The 18,075-nt window shown below is 62.2% G+C and carries 15 protein-coding genes; 3 read left to right on the forward strand and 12 right to left on the reverse strand.

All coding sequences use genetic code 11. The annotated features are described in order from the left end of the window. Positions 1 to 314: 314 nt before the first annotated feature. On the forward strand, positions 315 to 1,613 hold the full coding sequence (locus V7S54_RS23480) for a S41 family peptidase (protein ID WP_065375919.1): 1,299 nt from the start codon (positions 315 to 317) through the stop codon (positions 1,611 to 1,613). Between the two features lie 65 nt (positions 1,614 to 1,678). On the opposite strand, the gene V7S54_RS23485 is transcribed toward V7S54_RS23480, so the two are convergent. Then, positions 1,679 to 2,524: a class I SAM-dependent methyltransferase gene (locus V7S54_RS23485; protein WP_336408923.1), complete on the reverse strand. Its 846-nt coding sequence runs from the start codon at positions 2,522 to 2,524 to the stop codon at positions 1,679 to 1,681. Between the two features lie 205 nt (positions 2,525 to 2,729). Here V7S54_RS23485 and V7S54_RS23490 point away from each other — a divergent pair, with 205 nt between their 5' ends. Next, positions 2,730 to 4,538: an ABC transporter ATP-binding protein/permease gene (locus tag V7S54_RS23490; RefSeq protein WP_065375921.1), complete on the forward strand. Its 1,809-nt coding sequence runs from the start codon at positions 2,730 to 2,732 to the stop codon at positions 4,536 to 4,538. 105 nt (positions 4,539 to 4,643) lie between these two features. Here the strand turns inward: V7S54_RS23490 and V7S54_RS23495 are convergent, their stop codons facing one another. Further along, a complete protein-coding gene (locus V7S54_RS23495) occupies positions 4,644 to 5,471 on the reverse strand; it encodes a bifunctional allantoicase/(S)-ureidoglycine aminohydrolase (protein WP_057249556.1) in 828 nt (275 codons plus the stop codon). 69 nt (positions 5,472 to 5,540) lie between these two features. Then, positions 5,541 to 6,227 carry a GntR family transcriptional regulator gene (locus V7S54_RS23500; RefSeq protein WP_058320906.1) on the reverse strand — a complete coding sequence of 229 codons (687 nt, stop codon included), beginning with the start codon at positions 6,225 to 6,227 and terminating at the stop codon, positions 5,541 to 5,543. 302 nt (positions 6,228 to 6,529) lie between these two features. On the opposite strand from V7S54_RS23500, the gene V7S54_RS23505 reads away from it, so the two are divergent. Then, positions 6,530 to 7,264, forward strand: coding sequence for an aspartate/glutamate racemase family protein (locus V7S54_RS23505; RefSeq protein ID WP_336408924.1), 735 nt, complete (start codon positions 6,530 to 6,532; stop codon positions 7,262 to 7,264). Positions 7,265 to 7,335: 71 nt separating this feature from the next. Here the strand turns inward: V7S54_RS23505 and V7S54_RS23510 are convergent, their stop codons facing one another. From V7S54_RS23510 to V7S54_RS23550, 9 genes are all read right to left on the reverse strand, one after another. Beyond that, positions 7,336 to 7,986: a YceH family protein gene (locus V7S54_RS23510; protein WP_336408925.1), complete on the reverse strand. Its 651-nt coding sequence runs from the start codon at positions 7,984 to 7,986 to the stop codon at positions 7,336 to 7,338. Positions 7,987 to 8,258: 272 nt separating this feature from the next. Beyond that, a complete protein-coding gene (locus V7S54_RS23515; protein WP_336408926.1) occupies positions 8,259 to 9,239 on the reverse strand; it encodes an ABC transporter ATP-binding protein in 981 nt (326 codons plus the stop codon). Continuing rightward, positions 9,236 to 10,222, reverse strand: coding sequence for an ABC transporter ATP-binding protein (locus V7S54_RS23520; RefSeq protein ID WP_336408927.1), 987 nt, complete (start codon positions 10,220 to 10,222; stop codon positions 9,236 to 9,238). Before V7S54_RS23520 ends, V7S54_RS23515 begins: the two co-directional genes overlap by 4 nt. Then, positions 10,219 to 11,703, reverse strand: coding sequence for an amidohydrolase family protein (locus tag V7S54_RS23525; RefSeq protein WP_336408928.1), 1,485 nt, complete (start codon positions 11,701 to 11,703; stop codon positions 10,219 to 10,221). Before V7S54_RS23525 ends, V7S54_RS23520 begins: the two co-directional genes overlap by 4 nt. Further along, a complete protein-coding gene (locus V7S54_RS23530) occupies positions 11,700 to 12,893 on the reverse strand; it encodes an amidohydrolase family protein (protein ID WP_336408929.1) in 1,194 nt (397 codons plus the stop codon). Before V7S54_RS23530 ends, V7S54_RS23525 begins: the two co-directional genes overlap by 4 nt. 3 nt (positions 12,894 to 12,896) lie before the next feature. Then, the gene (locus V7S54_RS23535) at positions 12,897 to 13,847 is read right to left on the reverse strand and encodes an ABC transporter permease (protein WP_336408930.1); all 951 of its coding nucleotides are present in this window, start codon (positions 13,845 to 13,847) and stop codon (positions 12,897 to 12,899) included. Positions 13,848 to 13,857: 10 nt separating this feature from the next. Further along, positions 13,858 to 14,829 (reverse strand): ABC transporter permease, encoded by a 972-nt coding sequence (locus tag V7S54_RS23540; protein WP_065375928.1) that lies wholly within the window; start codon positions 14,827 to 14,829, stop codon positions 13,858 to 13,860. Between the two features lie 58 nt (positions 14,830 to 14,887). Further along, positions 14,888 to 16,450 carry an ABC transporter substrate-binding protein gene (locus tag V7S54_RS23545; RefSeq protein WP_336408931.1) on the reverse strand — a complete coding sequence of 521 codons (1,563 nt, stop codon included), beginning with the start codon at positions 16,448 to 16,450 and terminating at the stop codon, positions 14,888 to 14,890. A 319-nt stretch (positions 16,451 to 16,769) separates the two neighbouring features. Beyond that, the gene (locus tag V7S54_RS23550) at positions 16,770 to 18,074 is read right to left on the reverse strand and encodes an HlyD family type I secretion periplasmic adaptor subunit (protein ID WP_336408960.1); all 1,305 of its coding nucleotides are present in this window, start codon (positions 18,072 to 18,074) and stop codon (positions 16,770 to 16,772) included. Between the last annotated feature and the right edge of the window lies 1 nt (position 18,075).

Genomic DNA, 18,075 nt, shown 5'->3' on the forward strand with positions numbered 1-18,075 from the left:
TTTTTGATGACCCAAAGTGATCAGAGGCCCGATCTGCTCAGCGCCGGTTCGTACGCCACATGACCGCCATTCGGGTGTCGATTAAACGCTTCGCGTTTAACGAGCAACAAGATTGCAATCCCCAATTGCATCCAGATAGTCTACGATCTTTGCGATGCCTTGCCTGCCTCCGGGAACTCCGACCTGAAAACCAGGCGGAACCAGACAGGGCGGACGGCGGCCGCTGCTGAGATCACGCGATTTTGCACGCAGGCCGCCTCCCAAGAAGCCATGTTTGGCCGATAATCGAGCGATCGGAAACCGGAGGACGAGCTATGCGCCCTGGCTTCGCAGGTACGTTGCTGACCTTTTCGTTGCTCCTGTCGGAGCCGACTGCTCTTCATGCAGTCGACGTCACGCGTTCGGGCCAGCCTGTGTTTGACCGCGTCGTCGAACTGGTGGATGAGGAATTCTACGACACAACGGCGCTGGCCCGCTTCAACGCCGCTGCCCGGGCACAAATCGACGGGAGGTTGCACTCGATCGCGGCCGCGAGTTCGCCCAGCGACGTCGACGACGCGATTACATCGGTCCTTTCCAGCCTTCGGGTCTCGCATACCGGACGCTACAAGCCCGATACGATCGACTATTTCGAACTCTCCGACATTTTCCGTTTCGCAATCCGGAATGACGTGCGCCGCCTCTTTCCGCCGGATGGCGAGGTCCGCTATCCCGGCATCGGCATGGTGACGACCGTTGACGGTGATCGTCGCTTCGTTGCCGATGTCTACGATGGATCGCCGGCCGAGAGGGCCGGCCTGCTCGTTGGTGACGAGATCCTGTCGGTGGACGGGCTTCCCTACCGGGAAATCGGCTCTTTCGCCGATAAGGTAGGTCGAAGCGTCGAGATCCGGCTTCGACGCCATCGCGATGCCGCACCGATTTCGGCGAAAGTCCAGGTGGAGCGCTTGCGGCCGCTGCCGATGTTCGAGCGGGCGATCGACGAAAGTCTCGCACTCAGCGAACCCGATGGCCACAAGATCGGTTACGTGCGGATGTGGACACTTTCCACACGCAATGGCCTCGATATCGTCGCAGAAGCCTTGGCGAACGGAGCACTCAAGGATGCGGAAGGTCTCGTCGTCGACCTGCGCGGCCGCTGGGGTGGTGGCCCTGCCGATGCGGCGGAGCTTTTCGTGGGCGACACGCCCTCGTTCCGGCTTATACCGCGCCGGGGCGAAGCAACGCTTGCGAATTTCCGTTGGCGAAAGCCGGTGATCGCGCTGATCGATAACGGCACGCGCAGCGGCCTGGAGCTCTTCGCCTACACCCTTAGGCAAAACGCCATTCCACTGGTCGGTGAACGGACCGCGGGCGCCCTGCTGGCGGGCCGCGCCTATGTCTTGCCGGATGACAGTCTGCTCGAACTCGCGGTTTCCGATGCGGTGATCGACAACGATCTTCGGCTCGAAGCTGTCGGCATCGAGCCGGATATTTCGGTGGCATTCCCGCTTGCCTATGCTGCAGGAAGGGATCCACAGCGGGAGGCGGCGGTCAACGAGATGGCCCGGATGCTCGCCGCCGGCAAAAACGGAAGGACCTCGGCGCCACTCGATCCGGCGTTGACACGCTAATCCGGCCAATGATCATACCCAAGGCGCGTGACGCCTCGACCTCGACCGGAAGCACGCCCTAGCGGCTAGCACGTACCGGCGACGACTGTCGCGGTGGAGCGCAATTCGACTTTTCCCGCCCGGATCGACTGCCGGGCAAGATCCAGAACCTCAGCCTTGATACGCTCCCGCGTTGCAATATCCGCCTGGCCCAACCCCGCGACCACGGGTGCGGCGATTTCGGTCATGAAGGTCCAATAGTCTTCGGGCGTGTCGTGAACCATCGTGGTCGTGACCTCTTCCTCGCGGACGTCTCGCAGGCCCGCGTCGGTAAAGACGGCAGTCATCAGGCCCTCGGGCGCACAGCGGAACAGGCCGGGGGCTCCCGCCGGCGGTTTCGGCATTTCCACGTGGCGCGCAATGGTCGACATGATCGTCGTTGCCCAGATGTTCTTGTCAGGCGAGGCCCAGACGGCGGCACAAACACGTGCACCCGGTTTCGCGACCCGCTTCAATTGTTCGGCTGCTGCCGCAACATCAGGGAAAAACATGAAGCCAAACCGGCAAAGAACAGCGTCGAACGTCGCGTCGGAGAAAGGCAATGCGCCGGCGTCGCAGATCCTGGTTTCAAAATTCGTCAGACCGCGGTTCCTGGCGTTTTCGCTCGCCACCTGAAGCATGCGCTCGGATAGATCCGTGACGGTGACGCGCCCGTTCGGAACCGAGGCGGCGACGGTCAGTCCCGGCTCGCCTGTCCCGGCAGCGACGTCAAGCACCTGATCGCCGTCCTTGATCGCTGCTTGGCGGATCATCGCCTGGCCGAAGGGGGCAAGCCAGCCGAGAACGAGAGCGTCCCATTTCTTCCAGCCGGCTGAAAAGCGGTCCCAGGTTTCTCTTTGCTGATCGCGGATTTGATCGAGATGCGCGGACATACTGGTTCCTCCCTTGGCGCCGTTTTTCGACCTCGTCTGGCGAAACTATGAACCCGCTTTCGGATGGTACAAATCAATTTTGCGCCGGGATACGAGGGCCTTTGTGACCGCGGTTACATGTGAGCTTAGACAATCCGCTCTAGGGTGAGAGCGTAAGGCACGCTATATTCCAATTAAAGATACCGGGAAGGAGAGATTCGCACCGATGTCGAACCGGACGAACGTCAAGAATAGCGGCCGGATAGAGCCCAGCGACGAACAATCCCTCGGTGATCAATTGCGGATGATGCATCGGGCTTTCATGGCCTCGCCGCTACGCAACAAGATCATTTGGCTCAGCATAACCATCGTCGTTGTCATCGTTGTGACAGCCTTTGGCCAGATCATCCTCAATCGATGGTACAAACCGTTCTACGACACGCTCGAGCGACGCGACCTTCCGGCCTTTCTTCATCAGCTGGTCGTCTTCGCCCAGATCGCCGGCGTACTTCTCGTCCTCAACGTCCTGCAAACCTGGCTCGGACAGGTCATCAAGCTGCGCCTGCGCGAGGGCCTGACGGAAGATCTCATAACCGAATGGATGCGCCCCTCGCGCGCGTTTCGTCTGGCGAACGCCGGCGCAATCGGTATCAACCCGGATCAACGCATCCATGAGGATGCACGCCACCTGACCGATCTGTCAGCCGGGCTTTCAATCGGCCTTTTCCAATCGGGTATTTTGCTGGTGAGCTTCATCGGCGTGTTGTGGTCGCTGTCCGACGGCTTCGTCTTTCATGTCTCTGGCTACGCCTTCGCCATTCCCGGCTATATGGTCTGGGCCGCCATTCTCTATGCAGGCACGGCCTCGTGGCTAAGCTGGCTGGTCGGCCGTCCGCTGGTGGCGCTGAACGGTGAACACTATGCCCGCGAGGCGGCGCTGCGTTTCTCGCTGATGCGCGTTAACGAGCATATCGAGGCGGTGTCTCTATCTTCAGGCGAGGCCAATGAAAAGAAGCGCTTGCAGCGCGATCTCGCCTCGGTGCTCGAGATCAGCTACGGCCTGTTGCGCGCGGTGACACGCCTGACCTGGGTGACGGGCGGTTATGGCTGGATCACGGTCGTTGCCCCGATCGTCATTGCGGCGCCGGTTTACTTTGCCGGCGACCTGAGCTTCGGCGGGCTGATGATGGCGGTCGGTGCCTTCAACCAGGTGCATGCGTCGTTGCGCTGGTTCGTCGACAACATCGGCGCGATCGCCGACTGGCGTGCCACGCTGCTACGCGTTGCCGCCTTCCGTTCCGCATTGCTGATGACCGACGAAAGGCACGAGGGCGACAAACGTATCGAATTCAAGACGTCGGAAACGTCGCAGATGAGCTTCGACAATATCGAAATCGTCTCGCCGACGGGCTGCATCACGCTGCGGGAGCAGAGCGTGACAATCGATCCGGGCGAACGGGTGCTTGTCACCGGTGCGCCCGAGGTGGAGAAGGCGCCGTTCTTCCGGGCGATCGCCGGCCTTTGGCCCTGGGGTCACGGCCGCATTGCACTGCCGGTCGATGATGGCCTCGCTTTCGTTCCGAAGTCACCTTACTTCCCGCCCGGGACCCTGGGCGAAGTTCTCGCCTACCCCGGTCCAGCCGATAGCTACAGCAAGGGTGAACTTGCAGCCGTACTCTCCAAGGTCGGGCTTGGTCGCCTCAGCGGCCGGCTTGACCAGGATGCGCGAAAGCAGATGAACCTCAGCGAAGCGGAACAGCGCCTTTTGGCGATTGCCCGGCTCAGCCTGCACAAGCCGCGGTGGCTGATCATCGACGAGGCGCTCGACACGCTTGAGGACGACGCCTACCAGCGCGTTCTGAAGTTCATGGATGAAGAGCTCAAAGGTGTCGCGATCGTCAATATCGGACGCACCGAACGCGGCAACGACTTCTTCACCCGCGTGCTGCACCTCGACAAGAACCCGGCAGGCAATACGCTGCGGCGACTGCAGCCAAGGAGCCTTCAGCCCGCCGATCCGCAATTGGTGGATTGAAGCAAGCGCGCCATTCGCAAGCGCCAGTAACGCATTGAGGAAAATAGAAAACCGCGCACTCATCGAATGCGCGGTTTTGCCTTATCTTACCTTGCGTAAGCTGCCTTAGCGCGCCCGCAGCTTCATATGGCGGTTCACGTCCTTGTAGAGCAGGTAGCGGAACTTGCCCGGACCACCGGCATAGCAGGCCTGCGGGCAGAAGGCGCGCAGCCACATGTAGTCGCCGGCCTCGACCTCGACCCAATCCTGATTGAGCCGGTAGACCGCCTTGCCTTCGAGCACGTAAAGGCCATGCTCCATGACGTGTGTCTCGGCGAAGGGTATGATCGCGCCGGGCTCGAACGTGACGATTGTCATGTGCATGTCGTGGCGCAGGTCCGCCGGATCGACGAAGCGCGTCGTCGCCCACTTGCCGTCGGTGCCAGGCATCGGCGACGGGGTGATTTCGGCTTCATTGGTGAAGATGGCTTCCGGCACAGGCAAGCCATCGACATATTCATAGGCCTTGCGCACCCAATGGAAGCGAACCGGCGCTTCGCTTCCATTGCGAACGCTCCAGTTGCTAGCCGGCGGAATGAAGGCGAAGCCGCCCGGCTGCATCTTGTGCGCCTTGCCGTCGAGCGTAACGGTCAACTCGCCTTCGACGACGAAGATCGCGCCCTCGGCTCCCTCGTCCAGCTCGGGCTTGTCGCTGCCACCGCCCGGAGCGATTTCCATGATATATTGTGAAAATGTTTCAGCAAAACCGGAGAGCGGACGGGACAATATCCACAGCCGGGTTTTATCCCAGAACGGCAGATAGCTGGTGACGATATCCATCATCGTCCCCTTGGGAATCACGGCGTAGGCTTCGGTGAAGACCGCGCGATCCGAAAGGAGTTGGGTTTGCGGCGGGTTGCCGCCATGCGGCGCATAGTAACTACGGTTGGTCATATCTTCCTTCAGTCTGCTGGCAGGGCACCGCCTCCTCTTATCAGCGGTGCAATTGGTTCGCGTTGAGCGTCAAAGCAAGGCGGTGCGAAGATCGCGGGGCTGATCCTTCTCCTCGTCCAGATCCAGTTCCGCTTCCACATGGTTCAGGTGTTCGGCCATTTCCTTGATCGCGCTCGCGACATCGCGCGCCGCGATGTGCTCGACGACGGCCAGATGTTCGTCCGGCCCGCAATTGTGCAGGTGGTTCGAGCGGTACATCGCGGTGATCAAGGATGTGCGCGAGACGAGGTCGCGCAGGATACCGAAGAGAAAGGCCGAGCCCGAAAGCTCCGCGAGCAACAGATGGAACCCACCGGAAAGCCGAACGATATCAGAGAGATTGCCGGACCGGCCGGCAATGCGCTCTTCTTCGATATGGCCTCGCAGCCGGACGATATCCTTGGGGTTGGCGCGTTCGCACAGGCGCTCGACGACGCGCTGCTCGATAGCCCGGCGGGCAACGAAGACATCGCGCGCCTCATCGACGGAGGGCTCGGAGACGAAGGCGCCGCGGTTCGGCATGATCGTCACCAGGCCGTCGCGCTCCAGCGCGGTCAGTGCCTGTCGGATGCGGGCCCTGCTGACGGAGAATATTTCGGCAAGTTGCTCTTCTTTCAACCGCGTTCCCGGCCGTAGCCGCCGCTCTGCAATCGCAAGCCAGATCTTCTCGCAAATGATCGCCGTCGGAGCACCGGCGGCTTCGTCCGCGTTGTACATGAAATCTCCCTTAGCCGTTCGCTTACTCTCGCCGTGCGGCGCTCAAAGTCAATTCCATCAGCTGCAGTTAGATATTGACTACAAAATTGTAGACAATATTGTGTACCGCAACTTGATGTGCAATGGCAACTGCTTAAACACGACCGCGCGACCGGCCCGAAGCCGGGGCGTGGTGCCACTTGAGAGCCCCGATGGACCTTGATTTCACTGAACTGCCGGACCAGGAGAAGGGCGTGATACGCACTCCCGACATCACCGCCGACGCCTGCCTCGCAACCGTCCCTCGGAAAACGAGCTGATCCATGCGTCTCCTGCTCATCAACCCGAATTCTACTCGCTCCATGACCGAGCAGGCGCATCGCAGTGCAGAGCGCGTCGCAGCCCCTCATACCCTACTGGAGTCCGTTAACCCAACGTCAAGCCCTGCCAGCATTGAAGGGCATACCGACGAAGCCATGGCCGTACCGGCGATGCTCGCCGAGATTCGCAAGGGCGAGATGCGCGGCGTCGACGCCTATGTCATCGCCTGCTTCGATGACCCAGGCCTTGGTGCTGCGCGTGAGATCGCCCGTGGTCCGGTGATCGGCATCTGTCAGGCGGCCGTGCAAGTGGCGATGAACATCGCGACCCGCTTTACGATCATCACCACCCTGCCCCGTTCCGTGCCGATCATAGAGGATCTGGCCGAGGCCTATGGTGCCGGTCATCGCTGCCGCAGGGTCCGTTCGGTGGACATGCCGGTGCTGGCGCTGGAAGAGGACCTCGCCCATACCGAGGAGATGCTGGTACAGGAGATCCTCAAGGCGCGGCAGGAAGATGGTGCTGAAGCAATCATTCTCGGCTGCGCTGGCATGTCAGAGCTCTGCGACCGCCTGAAGGCGCGCACCGGCATGCCTGTCATCGACGGCGTGACCGCTGCGGTGAAGCTAGCCGAAGCCCTGGTCGGCGGCGGCTATGCCACCTCAAAGGTCGGCGCCTATGACTATCCCCGTGCCAAGGAAAACCCGGCCTGCAGGCTGGCTGACGTCGCCGGCTAAATCTCGAGCCTTTACGGGCCACCGGGCGGCACCCCGTCCGGTAGCTCTCGCGCTGGTGCCGATTGGCTAGATCAGCGCATCAAGGCGTCAAGCTGCTCCTGCAGCGTCGCCACCTTCTGCTCAAGCGCTTCCAGTCGTTCCTCGAGGGCGGATAGCGCCGAGCCGCTCGGAGCCGAAGACATCGCCACCCTCTCGGCAGCCGGCTGCTCGACTTCACCGCACAGCAGATGCGCGAAGCGGTCCTCGCGCTGGCCGGCGCCCCGGTTCAATTGAACGATCAGTGGCGGCCGACGGCCCATCATCAGATCGAGATTGTCCTTCAGCTCCTCGATCGATGAGAACCGCGCCATGCGCTCGCTGCGTGCCCAGAGCTCGTAAGCCGTCTGCGGACCGCGAAGAAGCAGCAGGCCCAGCATGACGATCTGCGGCGACGTCAGCGAGAAACGGTTGGCCACAAGGTGCTCGTAGCGCTCGACCCTGGACGCAAAAGCCTGCCGGACCAATCCCTTCTGCGCCAATGACGAGAGCGCGCGGTGAACATCCACCTGCTCGACCGCCATGACGGGATCGCGGGCCGTCTTCTGGTTGGCGGCCGCCTGTGCCGAATTGAGCGTCAGCGGGTAGACGTCGGGCGTCGTTTCTTTCTTCTCGATCAGGCAGCCGAGAATGCGGGCTTCAACGGCATTGAGGACGGGGAAATCGGTGTCGGAGGTCGTGTTCATAAGCCAACTCTTCAAATCAACGCATTCGATCCCAACCGAGCCCCCAAACGGAGTGCAGCCCGGCTTTCGGCCCCTACCCTAACGTGAGTGTCGAAGCCCGGAAATGGTCATCAGTCTATTTCGTTGAATTCCGGTTAGCACCGTAGCATTCGCCTGACGACAGGGATGCGAAACACGGTCGCTCGCAATACGGCTCGCTCGAACAGTGGCCAAAAAAAGAGGCTCCGCGTCTGGCACGACACGGAGCCCAAGTCTTCAGGGAACTAAATGGGTCAGGCCGCGTGGATCGCCTTCACCGTTTCTTCGGTGCGGTGGCAGGCGGCGCGGGAACCGTCGGCGAAGTTGCGCATTTCCGGCCGCTCGCTCTTGCAGCGCTGGTCCGCAAATGGGCAACGCGGATGGAACGTGCAGCCGGACGGCGGATTGAGCGGGCTCGGCACCTCGCTGGCAGCGATGCTGCGCCCACGCTTCGGATGGGTGATGTCCGGGATCGTCTCCAGCAGCAGTTGCGTATAGGGATGCCGCGGATTGGCGAAGAGCGTTTCGGTGTCTGCCTCTTCGACGATGCGCCCAAGGTACATCACCGCGATACGGTCCGACATGTGGCGCACCACGCTCATGTCGTGGCTGATGAAGAGATAGGTCAGTCCCATCTCGTCCTGCAGCTTGCGCATGAGGTTCAGGATCTGGGCCTGGACCGACACATCGAGGGCCGAGGTCGGCTCGTCGCAGACGAGAAACTCCGGCTCGCCGGCAAGCGCCCGCGCTATCGATATGCGCTGGCGTTGACCACCAGAGAATTCGTGCGGAAACTTGGCTCCGTCCGAAGGCGAAAGGCCGACGATCGTCAGCAGTTCGCCGACACGCTCCATGATCTCCGCTTCCGAATTGCGCAGCTTCAACTCGCGCAGCGGCTCGGCGATGATATTGCGCACGCGCCAGCGCGGATTGAGGCTGGCATAGGGATCCTGGAAGATCATCTGCGCCGAGAGCGGCTCACCATTCTTGCCTGGCGCAAACCGTACCTCGCCTTCGCTCGCCCGGTAGAGACCGGTGACGAGCCGCGCGACCGTCGACTTGCCGCAGCCGGATTCACCGACGAGGCTTAGACAGCCGCCCATTGGCACGCTGAAGCTGATGTCGTCGACCGCCCGCAGGAACTGCTGCGGCTTGCGCTCGATCACCCGGTTGAGCCAGGGCGCGGAAACATCGAAATTGCAGGTCAGGTCGTTGACCGTCAGGGCATCACTCATAGAACTCCTCCTGCATTGAGCCAGCAAGCAGCAACACCGGTGCCGACCGGAGCCGGCTCGGGACGATCCTTGCGGCAGCGCGGCCCCGCCTCCGGGCAACGCGGATTGAAGGCGCAGCCGGCTGGGATCGCATTCAGCCGCGGCATCGAACCGTCGATCTGGTTCAGCCGCTCAACACGGCGCCCGAGTGCCGGGATCGAGCCCATCAGGCCGCGGGTATAGGGATGACGCGCATTCTTCAGCACGTCGCCGACCGGACCGATCTCAACCAGCCGCCCGGCATACATGACCGCGACACGGTCGGCGGTCTCTGCGATGACGCCCATATCGTGGGTGACCAGCATGACCGCGGTTCCATGATCGTCGCAAAGACGGCGGAGCAGCGAGGTGATCTGCGCCTGGATCGAGACGTCGAGCGCCGTCGTCGGCTCGTCGGCAATGATCAGCTTCGGCTCGGCAGCAAGGGCGAGCGCAATGACGACGCGCTGGCGCATGCCGCCCGAGAACTGATGCGGGTAGTGATCATAGCGCGCCTCGGGCGCCGGAATACCGACCTCCTTCAGCAACTGGATGGCACGCGCCTTGGCATCGGTCTTGGAGAGCTTCAGGTGGAGGCGGATTGTTTCGACGAGCTGCGCGCCGATGGTGAAGAGCGGATTGAGCGAGGTCAGCGGATCCTGGAAGATCGCGCCGATCTGCCGGCCACGCACGTTCTGCATCTCCTTGTCGCCGAGCTGGTCGATGCGGCGGCCGGCGAGCCAGACCTCTCCGCCGGAGATACGGCCGGGCGGCTCCAGCAGTCCCTGGACCGCAAGGCCGGTCATTGACTTGCCGGCGCCGGATTCGCCGACGACGCCGAGGATCTCGCCCGGGCGAATGCTGAGCGAAACGTCTGACAGTGCCGAAACCGTGCCATGGCGCCCGGGGAATTCAACGCAGAGGCCGCGAACGTCAAGCACGGTCGATGAAGCATGTTCCGTCATCGCGGCACCTCCAGAGGGTAGCTCGGCGGGAAGATCTCGCTGACCGGCGGGTGACCGAAGCTTCTTTCGGGATATTTGGCGATCAGACCATCGAACTGCACCTGCGCCTTTGCGCGCGCCTCGTTCATATCGAAGCCTGCCACTTCACCGTCACGCATCGACAGACGGCCATCGACGAAGACCGCCTTGGTGACGCGTCCCGAACCGCCGACCACCAGCGTGGTGATCGGATCGACCGCCGGTGCCATGTGGTGGTCCATGAGATCGAAGACGGCGATGTCGGCGCGAGCACCCGCTTCCAGGCGACCGAGATCCGACCGGCCGAGAGCCTTGGCACCGCCGAGTGTCGCGGCGTCGAACAGATCGGCACAGCTGACGGCGCTTGGATCGTTTTCGACCACGCGGCAGGTGATCAAGCCGACCAGAAGGTTCATCAGCATGTCCGGCGGCGTCGTGTCGGTGCCCATAGCAATGTTGACGCCGCGGGCCTTGACGGAGCGGAACGAGTTCAGCGTGCTGCCGCCGCGAGCCGAAACCAGCGGGCAATGGACGATGCTGACGCCGTTTTCGGCATAGAGACTGAGGTCGTTGTCGGTCGCCTGCGTCGCGTGCGGCGCAATCAGCCGGTCGCTGAGGAAGCCGAAGCTTGCCAACCACTCCGGCGCCGTCTTGTCGTGCAAGCGGCGAACGGTATCGACTTCCATGGTGCCCTGCGCCGCATGCAGGCGGATCGGACAATCAAGGTCGCGCGCCGCGTCGGCAGTGCGGATCAGAAGCTTCTCGGTGCAGGTTTCCACCCGGTCCGGAGCCAGCAGCCCCTTGACCAGGCCACCGTGACGCCCTTCGTGCTCGCGGATGAAGCCGATGGCATCATCGAGGCCCTTCAGGCCCCTTGCTTCGTCGAAGATCGCTTCGAGCTGGCCCGGCGCCGTGACCATCATGCCGCCAGCGCGATAGGCCGGGCTCAGATAGACGCGCAGACCCAGATCGCCGGCCGCATCCGACGCTGCAGCGAATTCCGCGACGGTCTCGCCCCACTCGCGGTAGAAGAGCGAGGCGATCGGCGCTGCCGTGGTGATGCCGTTCAGGAGAAGCTGGGCGAAGGCGAAGCGCTTCTGGAAAGCGAGCTCCTCCTGCGTGTACATCTCATAGGGCCCACGCTCGATATAGGAGCGCGGCCAGACGCGACCCTTGGCCCAACCGGGCTGATGGTCGATCGAAAGGATCGTCGTGTCGAGATCCGAGAGCGCATCGAGGTCGATCAGGCCGGGGCTGATCATCGCGGCCCCGAGATCGATCCGCCGGGCTACCTCGCCTTCGAAGCGTGGCCCGACATAGAGCAGCGTGCCGCCTTCAATGACGACCTCACCGTTCGGGATCAGCCGGTGCGAACCGTCCCGGTGACCGAGCACCCATTGCGCCGTCAGAAGCGTGCGTCCCTCGGCCCGTTGGCCGAGCGTCAAGTCCTTGATGCTGTTCATGGGATGGCTACCTCCGCAATGCCGTTTCGGGCGACCACACGTCCGCGCTTGACGACCAGCGGCCGCGGCGCGACGTCGACGACGGCATGCGCCAGCGTCTCGCCGGTGAGCAAGGTGAAATCGGCGTCGCAGCCGACGTCCAGGCCGTAGCCATCGATGTCCATGACCTCGGCGCCCCCCTTGGAGCAGACATGCAGCGCATGTTCGAGATCGACGTCACGGCGCAGCCCATTCTTCATGCCAAGGATGCGGGCGCGATCCATCATGTCGGGTTGTCCCCACGGACCCCAGGTATCGCGGATACCGTCGCAGCCGGCCGCGACCTTGACGCCGGCTTCCTTCAACCGAAGGATCGAAGGCACGGAGGAAGACGGTGAACCGGTCGTGACGATGCGGATATCGAGCTCGGCAATCTGTTCGATCAGGCCGGCGACACGCAGATAGTCCGGTGCTCCGAGAGCGAAGGCGTGGCTGATCGCCACCTTGCCCTGCATGCCGAGCGCGCGGATGCGCTCGAACATCATCTCCATGCTGAAGGCACCGAGTTCGCCCTGCTCGTGCAGGTGAATATCGATCGGCTTTGCATGTTTGTCGGCAAGGCCGAAGATCACATCGAGGTGTCCCTTCGGGTCCCGGTCGATGCCGCAGGGATCAATGCCGCCAAGGACTTCAGCGCCCTTGCTCAGAGCCTGGTCGAGGAGCTCGACGGTGCCCGGGCGGGTGACGAGACCGGACTGCGGGAAGGCGACGATCTCGATGTCGATGATGCCCTCAAGCGCCTTGCGGGTCTCGACTATGCCTTCCATCAGCCTGAGGCCGTGGGTCGTGTCGATGTCGACGTGGCTGCGGATGTGGCTTGCGCCGTTGGCGGCGAGCATGATTGCCTGGCGCATGGACTGGCGGTGCGGCTCAATGCCGATTTCGAGCCGCTGTTCGCGTTCGAAGTCGATACGTTCGCGCAAGCTCGCAGACTTGGCATTGACATGCCAGGGCATGCCCCAGACGGACTTGTCGAGATGGGTGTGGGCTTCGACGAGACCAGAGATCACGATATGGCCGTTGCCGTCCTCGGTTGCTACGCCTTCAGCGGAAAGACCTTTGCCGAAGGCCGCGATCTTGCCGTCGCGCACGAGGATGTCGGTCGCTTCGCCGGCGTTCGGCCTGACGTTACGGATCAGGAGATTGGACATCATTCACCTCAATTTCGGATTGAGCGCATCGCGCAGCCAGTCACCGAGCAGGTTGACGGAGACCACGAGAAGGCAAAGCTGGACGACGGGGAAAAGCACGACCCACCAGATGCCAGAGAACAGGAACTGGTTGCCGAGGCGGATCAGTGTTCCCAAACTCGGCTGACTCGGCGGCATGCCGATACCGAGGAAGGAGAGCGTCGCCTCCGTCAGGATCGCCATGCCGAAGTTCAGCGTGGCGGCGACCATGATCGGCGTCAGCGTGTTCGGCAGGATGTGCTTCAGCATGATGCGCCGCGCCGGCGTTTTCAAAAGACGCGCAGCCTGGACATACTCTTTGCCCCGCTCGACGATCGTCTGGGCACGCACGGTACGGGCATATTGCACCCAGGCGCTGAGCGTGATCGCCAGCACCAGGACTGCGGCGGAGCCGACGTCTCTGAGTTCCGGCGGCAGCATCTGGCGCGCGACGGCGCTGACGAGGATCGCGATCAGGATCGTCGGGATCGAGAGGAGCACGTCGCCGATGCGCATCAGCAGATTGTCGATGAAGCGCCCGAAATAGCCGGCGACGAGCCCGAGGCTCAAACCCACGGCCAATGAAAGGACGACCGAGGCGACGCCGATCAGGATCGAGATGCGCGAGCCATAGAGAATGGCCGAAAGCATGTCGCGCCCTTGCGTGTCCGTGCCGAGCACGTAGGGCCATTGGCCGTCGGCTTCCCAGATCGGCGGCAGCTCGGAATTCCAGAGCTCGAGCTGGGCCGGATCGAAGGGGTTCTGCGGCGCGATCAGAGGAGCGGCGAAAGCGGCGACGATCAGGAAGGTGAGGATGACCGCACCGATGATCGCCGACGGCTTGTGGGTGAAGGACCACCAGAGATCGCTCTGGCGCCAGCGGGCAAGCCGCGAGGGCCGGCGCGGCGGTGTGGTTTGCTGGACGTGATCTGTCATGGCAGCGACCTCAGCGGGTGGCATCGCGCAGCCGCGGATCGATGACCGCATAGGCGATATCGACGAGCGTATTCAGCGTGACGAAGATGAAGGAGACGATGCAGAGATACCCCGCCATGACAGGCATATCGAGGAAGGTCACCGCCTGAATGAACAGCATGCCCATGCCCGGCCACTGGAACACGGTCTCGGTGATCAGCGCGAAGGCGATCAGCGAGCCGAAGTTCATTGCCGTCATGGTGACGACGGGCATCAGGCAGTTGCGGAGTGCATGGCGGAAATAGATCCGCCAGCGCGGCACGCCGCGGGCACGTGCGAACTTGACGAAGTCGGAACGCAGCACTTCCATCATCTCGGCGCGGACGAGACGCATGACCAGCGTGATCTGATAGAGCGCGAGCGCCAGCGACGGCAAAAGCAGCGACGCGCGACCCGAAGCCGTCAGCAAACCGGTGCTCCACCAGCCAAGCTGCACAACATCGCCGCGCCCGAAGGCGGGCACGAGGCCAAGCGTTACGGCAAAGACAAGGATCAACAGGATGCCGACGACGAAGCTCGGGAGCGAAACGCCGATGATACTGACGAATTGAAGCCCCTCGGAATACCATCGCCCTCGGTGGATCGCAGTGATGACGCCGAGCGGAATACCGATCAAGAGCGACAGGACGGTTGCGACCAGCGCCAGCTCCATCGTCGCCGGGAAACGCTCGGCAATCAGCTTCATCACGTCCTGGCCGTTGCGGTAGCTGATGCCGAAATCGCCCTGGGCGGCGTTGACGACGAACCGTCCGAACTGGGTCAGAAAGGAATCGTTGAGCCCGAGCTTTTCGCGCAGTTCGATACGATCGGCCTGCGACATCTGCTCGTTGGCCATCAACTCCACCGGATCGCCGGCGAAGCGGAAGATCAGGAAGGCGAGCAGCGCAACGGCGAGCATGACCAGCACGGCATTGGCCAGCCGCTTGATGAGAAAGACAATCATTGGGTTTCTCGCAGAATGAGGAGCCCCGGCGCAGCGCACTCCGCCGGGGCAAGGAAACTCAATCGCCGATACGCGTCAGCCAGTGGCGCGGCTTGTTGTCGGCTCGAATGGTCACATCAGTCACGTTTTTGGACATCGCCCAGGCCATCGGCTGCTGGTGCAGCGGGATCATGATGACCTCGTCCTTGGCGAACTTCAGCGCCTCGGTTTCGATCGCCAGACGCTTGTCGTGATCCATCTCGACCGCTGCCTTCTTCACCATCGCGTCGAGTTCCGGATAGGACCAGCCGCCATAATTGGCGACACCGGCCGCACCTTGACGCGTCGAGAGCACCTGAACCAGGATCGAATAGGCATCGAGCGTCGGCTCGTTGGCCCAGCCGATCATGTAGGCGTCGGACTTACCGCCGGCGCGCTTCGGCGCCTGAACCGCACGAGGGCCGATGTCGAGGGTCGGCTTGAGACCGACGCGCGACAGCATCGAAACGAGCGCGCTGCAGACGTCTTCCTCGTTGACGCTCTCGTCGTTCATGCAGACGAACGTGAACTCCTTGCCGACGGCGCCCGCTTCTTCGAGCAGCTTCTTGGAGAGCTCCGGATCGTAGGCGGTCGGCACGTCGAGTTCGGCGCTGTAGCCGGGGATCTCAGGCGCGACCATGGTGCCGGCAACATGCGACTTGCCGCGCATCACGCGCTTGAAGATGAGTTGGCGGTCGATTGCATGGTCGATCGCCTGGCGCACCTTGATGTTGTTGAAGAAGTTTTCGCGACCGTCGGCGAAGGTCTCGTGGCGGTTGAAGACCATGTGCACGGTGCGCAGATCGGTGCGCTCGACGACCTTGATGTCCGGCGAGCTCTTCAAGCGCTCGAGATCCTGCACGGGCGCGCCGTCTGTCAGGTCGATTTCGCCCGAAAGCAACGCTGCGACGCGGGTTGCGGCCGAGGTGATCGGCATGAATTCGATACGGTCGAGATTGTGCTTCGGCGTATCCCACCAGCCATCGTTCTTGATCAGCACGGTCTTGCTGTCGGGAACGCGGGACTCGACCTTGAACGGGCCGGTACCGTTGGTGTTGTAGGTGGCGTAGCCTTCGACCTTGGCACCGACATCGGTCGGCAGTTCGGACTTGTTGTCGACCAGCCAGTCCTTGTCGAACATGAAGATGTTGGTCATGTCGTTGAGGAACAGCGGGTTCGGCGAATTGACTTCAATATCGACCGTGTAGTCGTCGACTTTGGTGGTCGAGACATAGGCCGGAATGTTGCCGCGCAGCGGCGAGGTCGGGTGGCTGACGCGGGCCATCGAGGCAACGACGTCGTCGGCGGTGAAATCGGCACCATTCTGGAACTTCACGCCCTTGCGCAGATGGAAGCGCCAGACCTTGTCCTTCACCATCTCCCAGCTGGTAGCGAGCGCCGGCTCGACCTTGAACTCCGGCGTGTAGCGCGTCAGGCCCTCATAGACGTGGTTGAGGAAGGCCAGGTTCGAGGTGCTGCCGTAGGAATAGGGGTCGAGCGAGAAGATATCCCGCGGGCTTCCCCAGCGCAGCGTTTCGGCGGATGCCGAGGATGCGAGGACGGTAAATGCCAACCCCGCGAGGAGATGCTTTCTCAGTTTCATGTCGTTCCCTCTGTTTTCTCGTCAGTCGCCCTATGCCGGCGCTCTCGCCCACTCGTGAGCAAGCCACCCTAGATTTGAAGCTGTTGGCGACAATGTCAACTATTTTGTCGACAATTTTGTATGCATAAATGTTTAAAGTGGCATACGGTGCAAAAAGTGGGGGATCGGTTCTCCGAACAAACAGTCTGAAAAACAGTGATCGAGCAGCAACTATGAGGCGAATCAAAGCCGTCGGAGCGCGTGAAACGGCACGCCCGCCGGTGTCTTTCGATACCGGCGGGCGAATGCGATTTGTCAGATTACTCGGTGCTTGGGCGCGTCAGCTCTCGCGGAACGCGCGGTTGAGCTGATCCATCAGGGGCTTCACGAAATAGGAGGCAACGCTGCGCGCACCGGTGGTAATGAATGTCTCGACCGGCATGCCTGGCATCAGCGACACATTGCCGAGCCGTTGGATCTCCTCAGGCGAGATCGCGACGCGAGCGACGTAGTAGCTGGCGCCGGTCCGCTGGTCGACGGTGACGTCGGCGGAGACACGCTCCACAGCACCATTGATCTCCGGAGTCGTCTTCTGGCTGAAGGCGGAAAAGCGCAGGATAGCGCGCTGGCCTGAATAGATCTGGTCGATATCCTGCGGCGCGACCTTGGCCTCCACCACCAACTTGCCGATGTCGGGCACGATCATCATGATCTGTTCGCCAGGCGCGACGACGCCACCTACCGTGTGGACCGAGAGCTGATGCACGATCCCGCTCTGCGGCGCCACGATGTCGACCCGTTTCAACTGGTCTTCGGCCGCCACCTTGCGCTCGACGTACTCGCCGATGCGGGCATCCATTTCGCGGAGATCGCTGCCGACCTCTTCCGCCCATTGCTCGTCGACCTGGATGATCTGTAGGGCCGTCTCGGCGATTTTTTCATGCACGCCGGCGATCCCGGCGGTGAGGCGGCCAATCTCGCCGTCGATGTCGGTTGCCTGGCGTTCCAGCGTGCTGATGCGGCTTTTCTCCAGTAGGCCCATGTCGTGCAGGAAGACGTAGCGGTCGAGTTCGTCCTTGATCAGCACCCGCTCCCGCTCGCTTGCCGCCCGCTCCGCCTCCATGCCGCGGATTTCGTCGTTCAGCTGCTGGACGCGCCGTTCGAGCTGGCGCTTCTTGCTGTCACGAACGTCGCGCCGGTTTTGATAAAGCTGTTCCTCCGCGTGCATCATAGCTGCGATCTCCGGCTCATTGCCGCGTGCAAGCAGGGTCTCGGGAAAAGCCACGCGCTCACGACGGTCGCGCTCGCCTTCGAGTCTTGCCTTTCGCGCCGCGAACTGGTCGAGGCTCTTCAGGATGATCGCAAGATTGGCTTTCGTCATCGTCGCATCGAGACGCATGACCACGTCGCCGGCCCGGACCCGATCGCCGTCACGAACCATGAGTTCGCTGACGACACCGCCCATCGGGTGCTGTACCTTCTTCAGGCTGCTTTCGACAACAACCGAACCCTGCGCAATCACGGCGCCGACGATTTCCGTGCCGATCGCCCAGCCGCCGAAAAGGCCGACGAGCGTCGCAAAGCCGAGCGCGCCAACGATCAGATGCGTGCGGATCGAGCGCCGCAGTGTCTGCCAATCGTCCATG

This window comes from Ensifer sp. CCNWLY38 (genome assembly GCF_037120565.1).
GTDB lineage: Bacteria > Pseudomonadota > Alphaproteobacteria > Rhizobiales > Rhizobiaceae > Ensifer > Ensifer adhaerens_H.

Coding starts and splice junctions, on each gene's coding strand:
- V7S54_RS23520 (WP_336408927.1), bottom strand. CDS start 10,222: ATGACGGAACATGCTTCATCGACCGTGCTTGACGTTCGCGGCCTCTGC.
- V7S54_RS23485 (WP_336408923.1), bottom strand. CDS start 2,524: ATGTCCGCGCATCTCGATCAAATCCGCGATCAGCAAAGAGAAACCTGG.
- V7S54_RS23540 (WP_065375928.1), bottom strand. CDS start 14,829: ATGATTGTCTTTCTCATCAAGCGGCTGGCCAATGCCGTGCTGGTCATG.
- V7S54_RS23480 (WP_065375919.1), top strand. CDS start 315: ATGCGCCCTGGCTTCGCAGGTACGTTGCTGACCTTTTCGTTGCTCCTG.
- V7S54_RS23510 (WP_336408925.1), bottom strand. CDS start 7,986: ATGAACACGACCTCCGACACCGATTTCCCCGTCCTCAATGCCGTTGAA.
- V7S54_RS23545 (WP_336408931.1), bottom strand. CDS start 16,450: ATGAAACTGAGAAAGCATCTCCTCGCGGGGTTGGCATTTACCGTCCTC.
- V7S54_RS23535 (WP_336408930.1), bottom strand. CDS start 13,847: ATGACAGATCACGTCCAGCAAACCACACCGCCGCGCCGGCCCTCGCGG.
- V7S54_RS23525 (WP_336408928.1), bottom strand. CDS start 11,703: ATGAACAGCATCAAGGACTTGACGCTCGGCCAACGGGCCGAGGGACGC.
- V7S54_RS23490 (WP_065375921.1), top strand. CDS start 2,730: ATGTCGAACCGGACGAACGTCAAGAATAGCGGCCGGATAGAGCCCAGC.
- V7S54_RS23515 (WP_336408926.1), bottom strand. CDS start 9,239: ATGAGTGATGCCCTGACGGTCAACGACCTGACCTGCAATTTCGATGTT.
- V7S54_RS23550 (WP_336408960.1), bottom strand. CDS start 18,074: ATGGACGATTGGCAGACACTGCGGCGCTCGATCCGCACGCATCTGATC.
- V7S54_RS23495 (WP_057249556.1), bottom strand. CDS start 5,471: ATGACCAACCGTAGTTACTATGCGCCGCATGGCGGCAACCCGCCGCAA.
- V7S54_RS23530 (WP_336408929.1), bottom strand. CDS start 12,893: ATGTCCAATCTCCTGATCCGTAACGTCAGGCCGAACGCCGGCGAAGCG.
- V7S54_RS23500 (WP_058320906.1), bottom strand. CDS start 6,227: ATGTACAACGCGGACGAAGCCGCCGGTGCTCCGACGGCGATCATTTGC.
- V7S54_RS23505 (WP_336408924.1), top strand. CDS start 6,530: ATGCGTCTCCTGCTCATCAACCCGAATTCTACTCGCTCCATGACCGAG.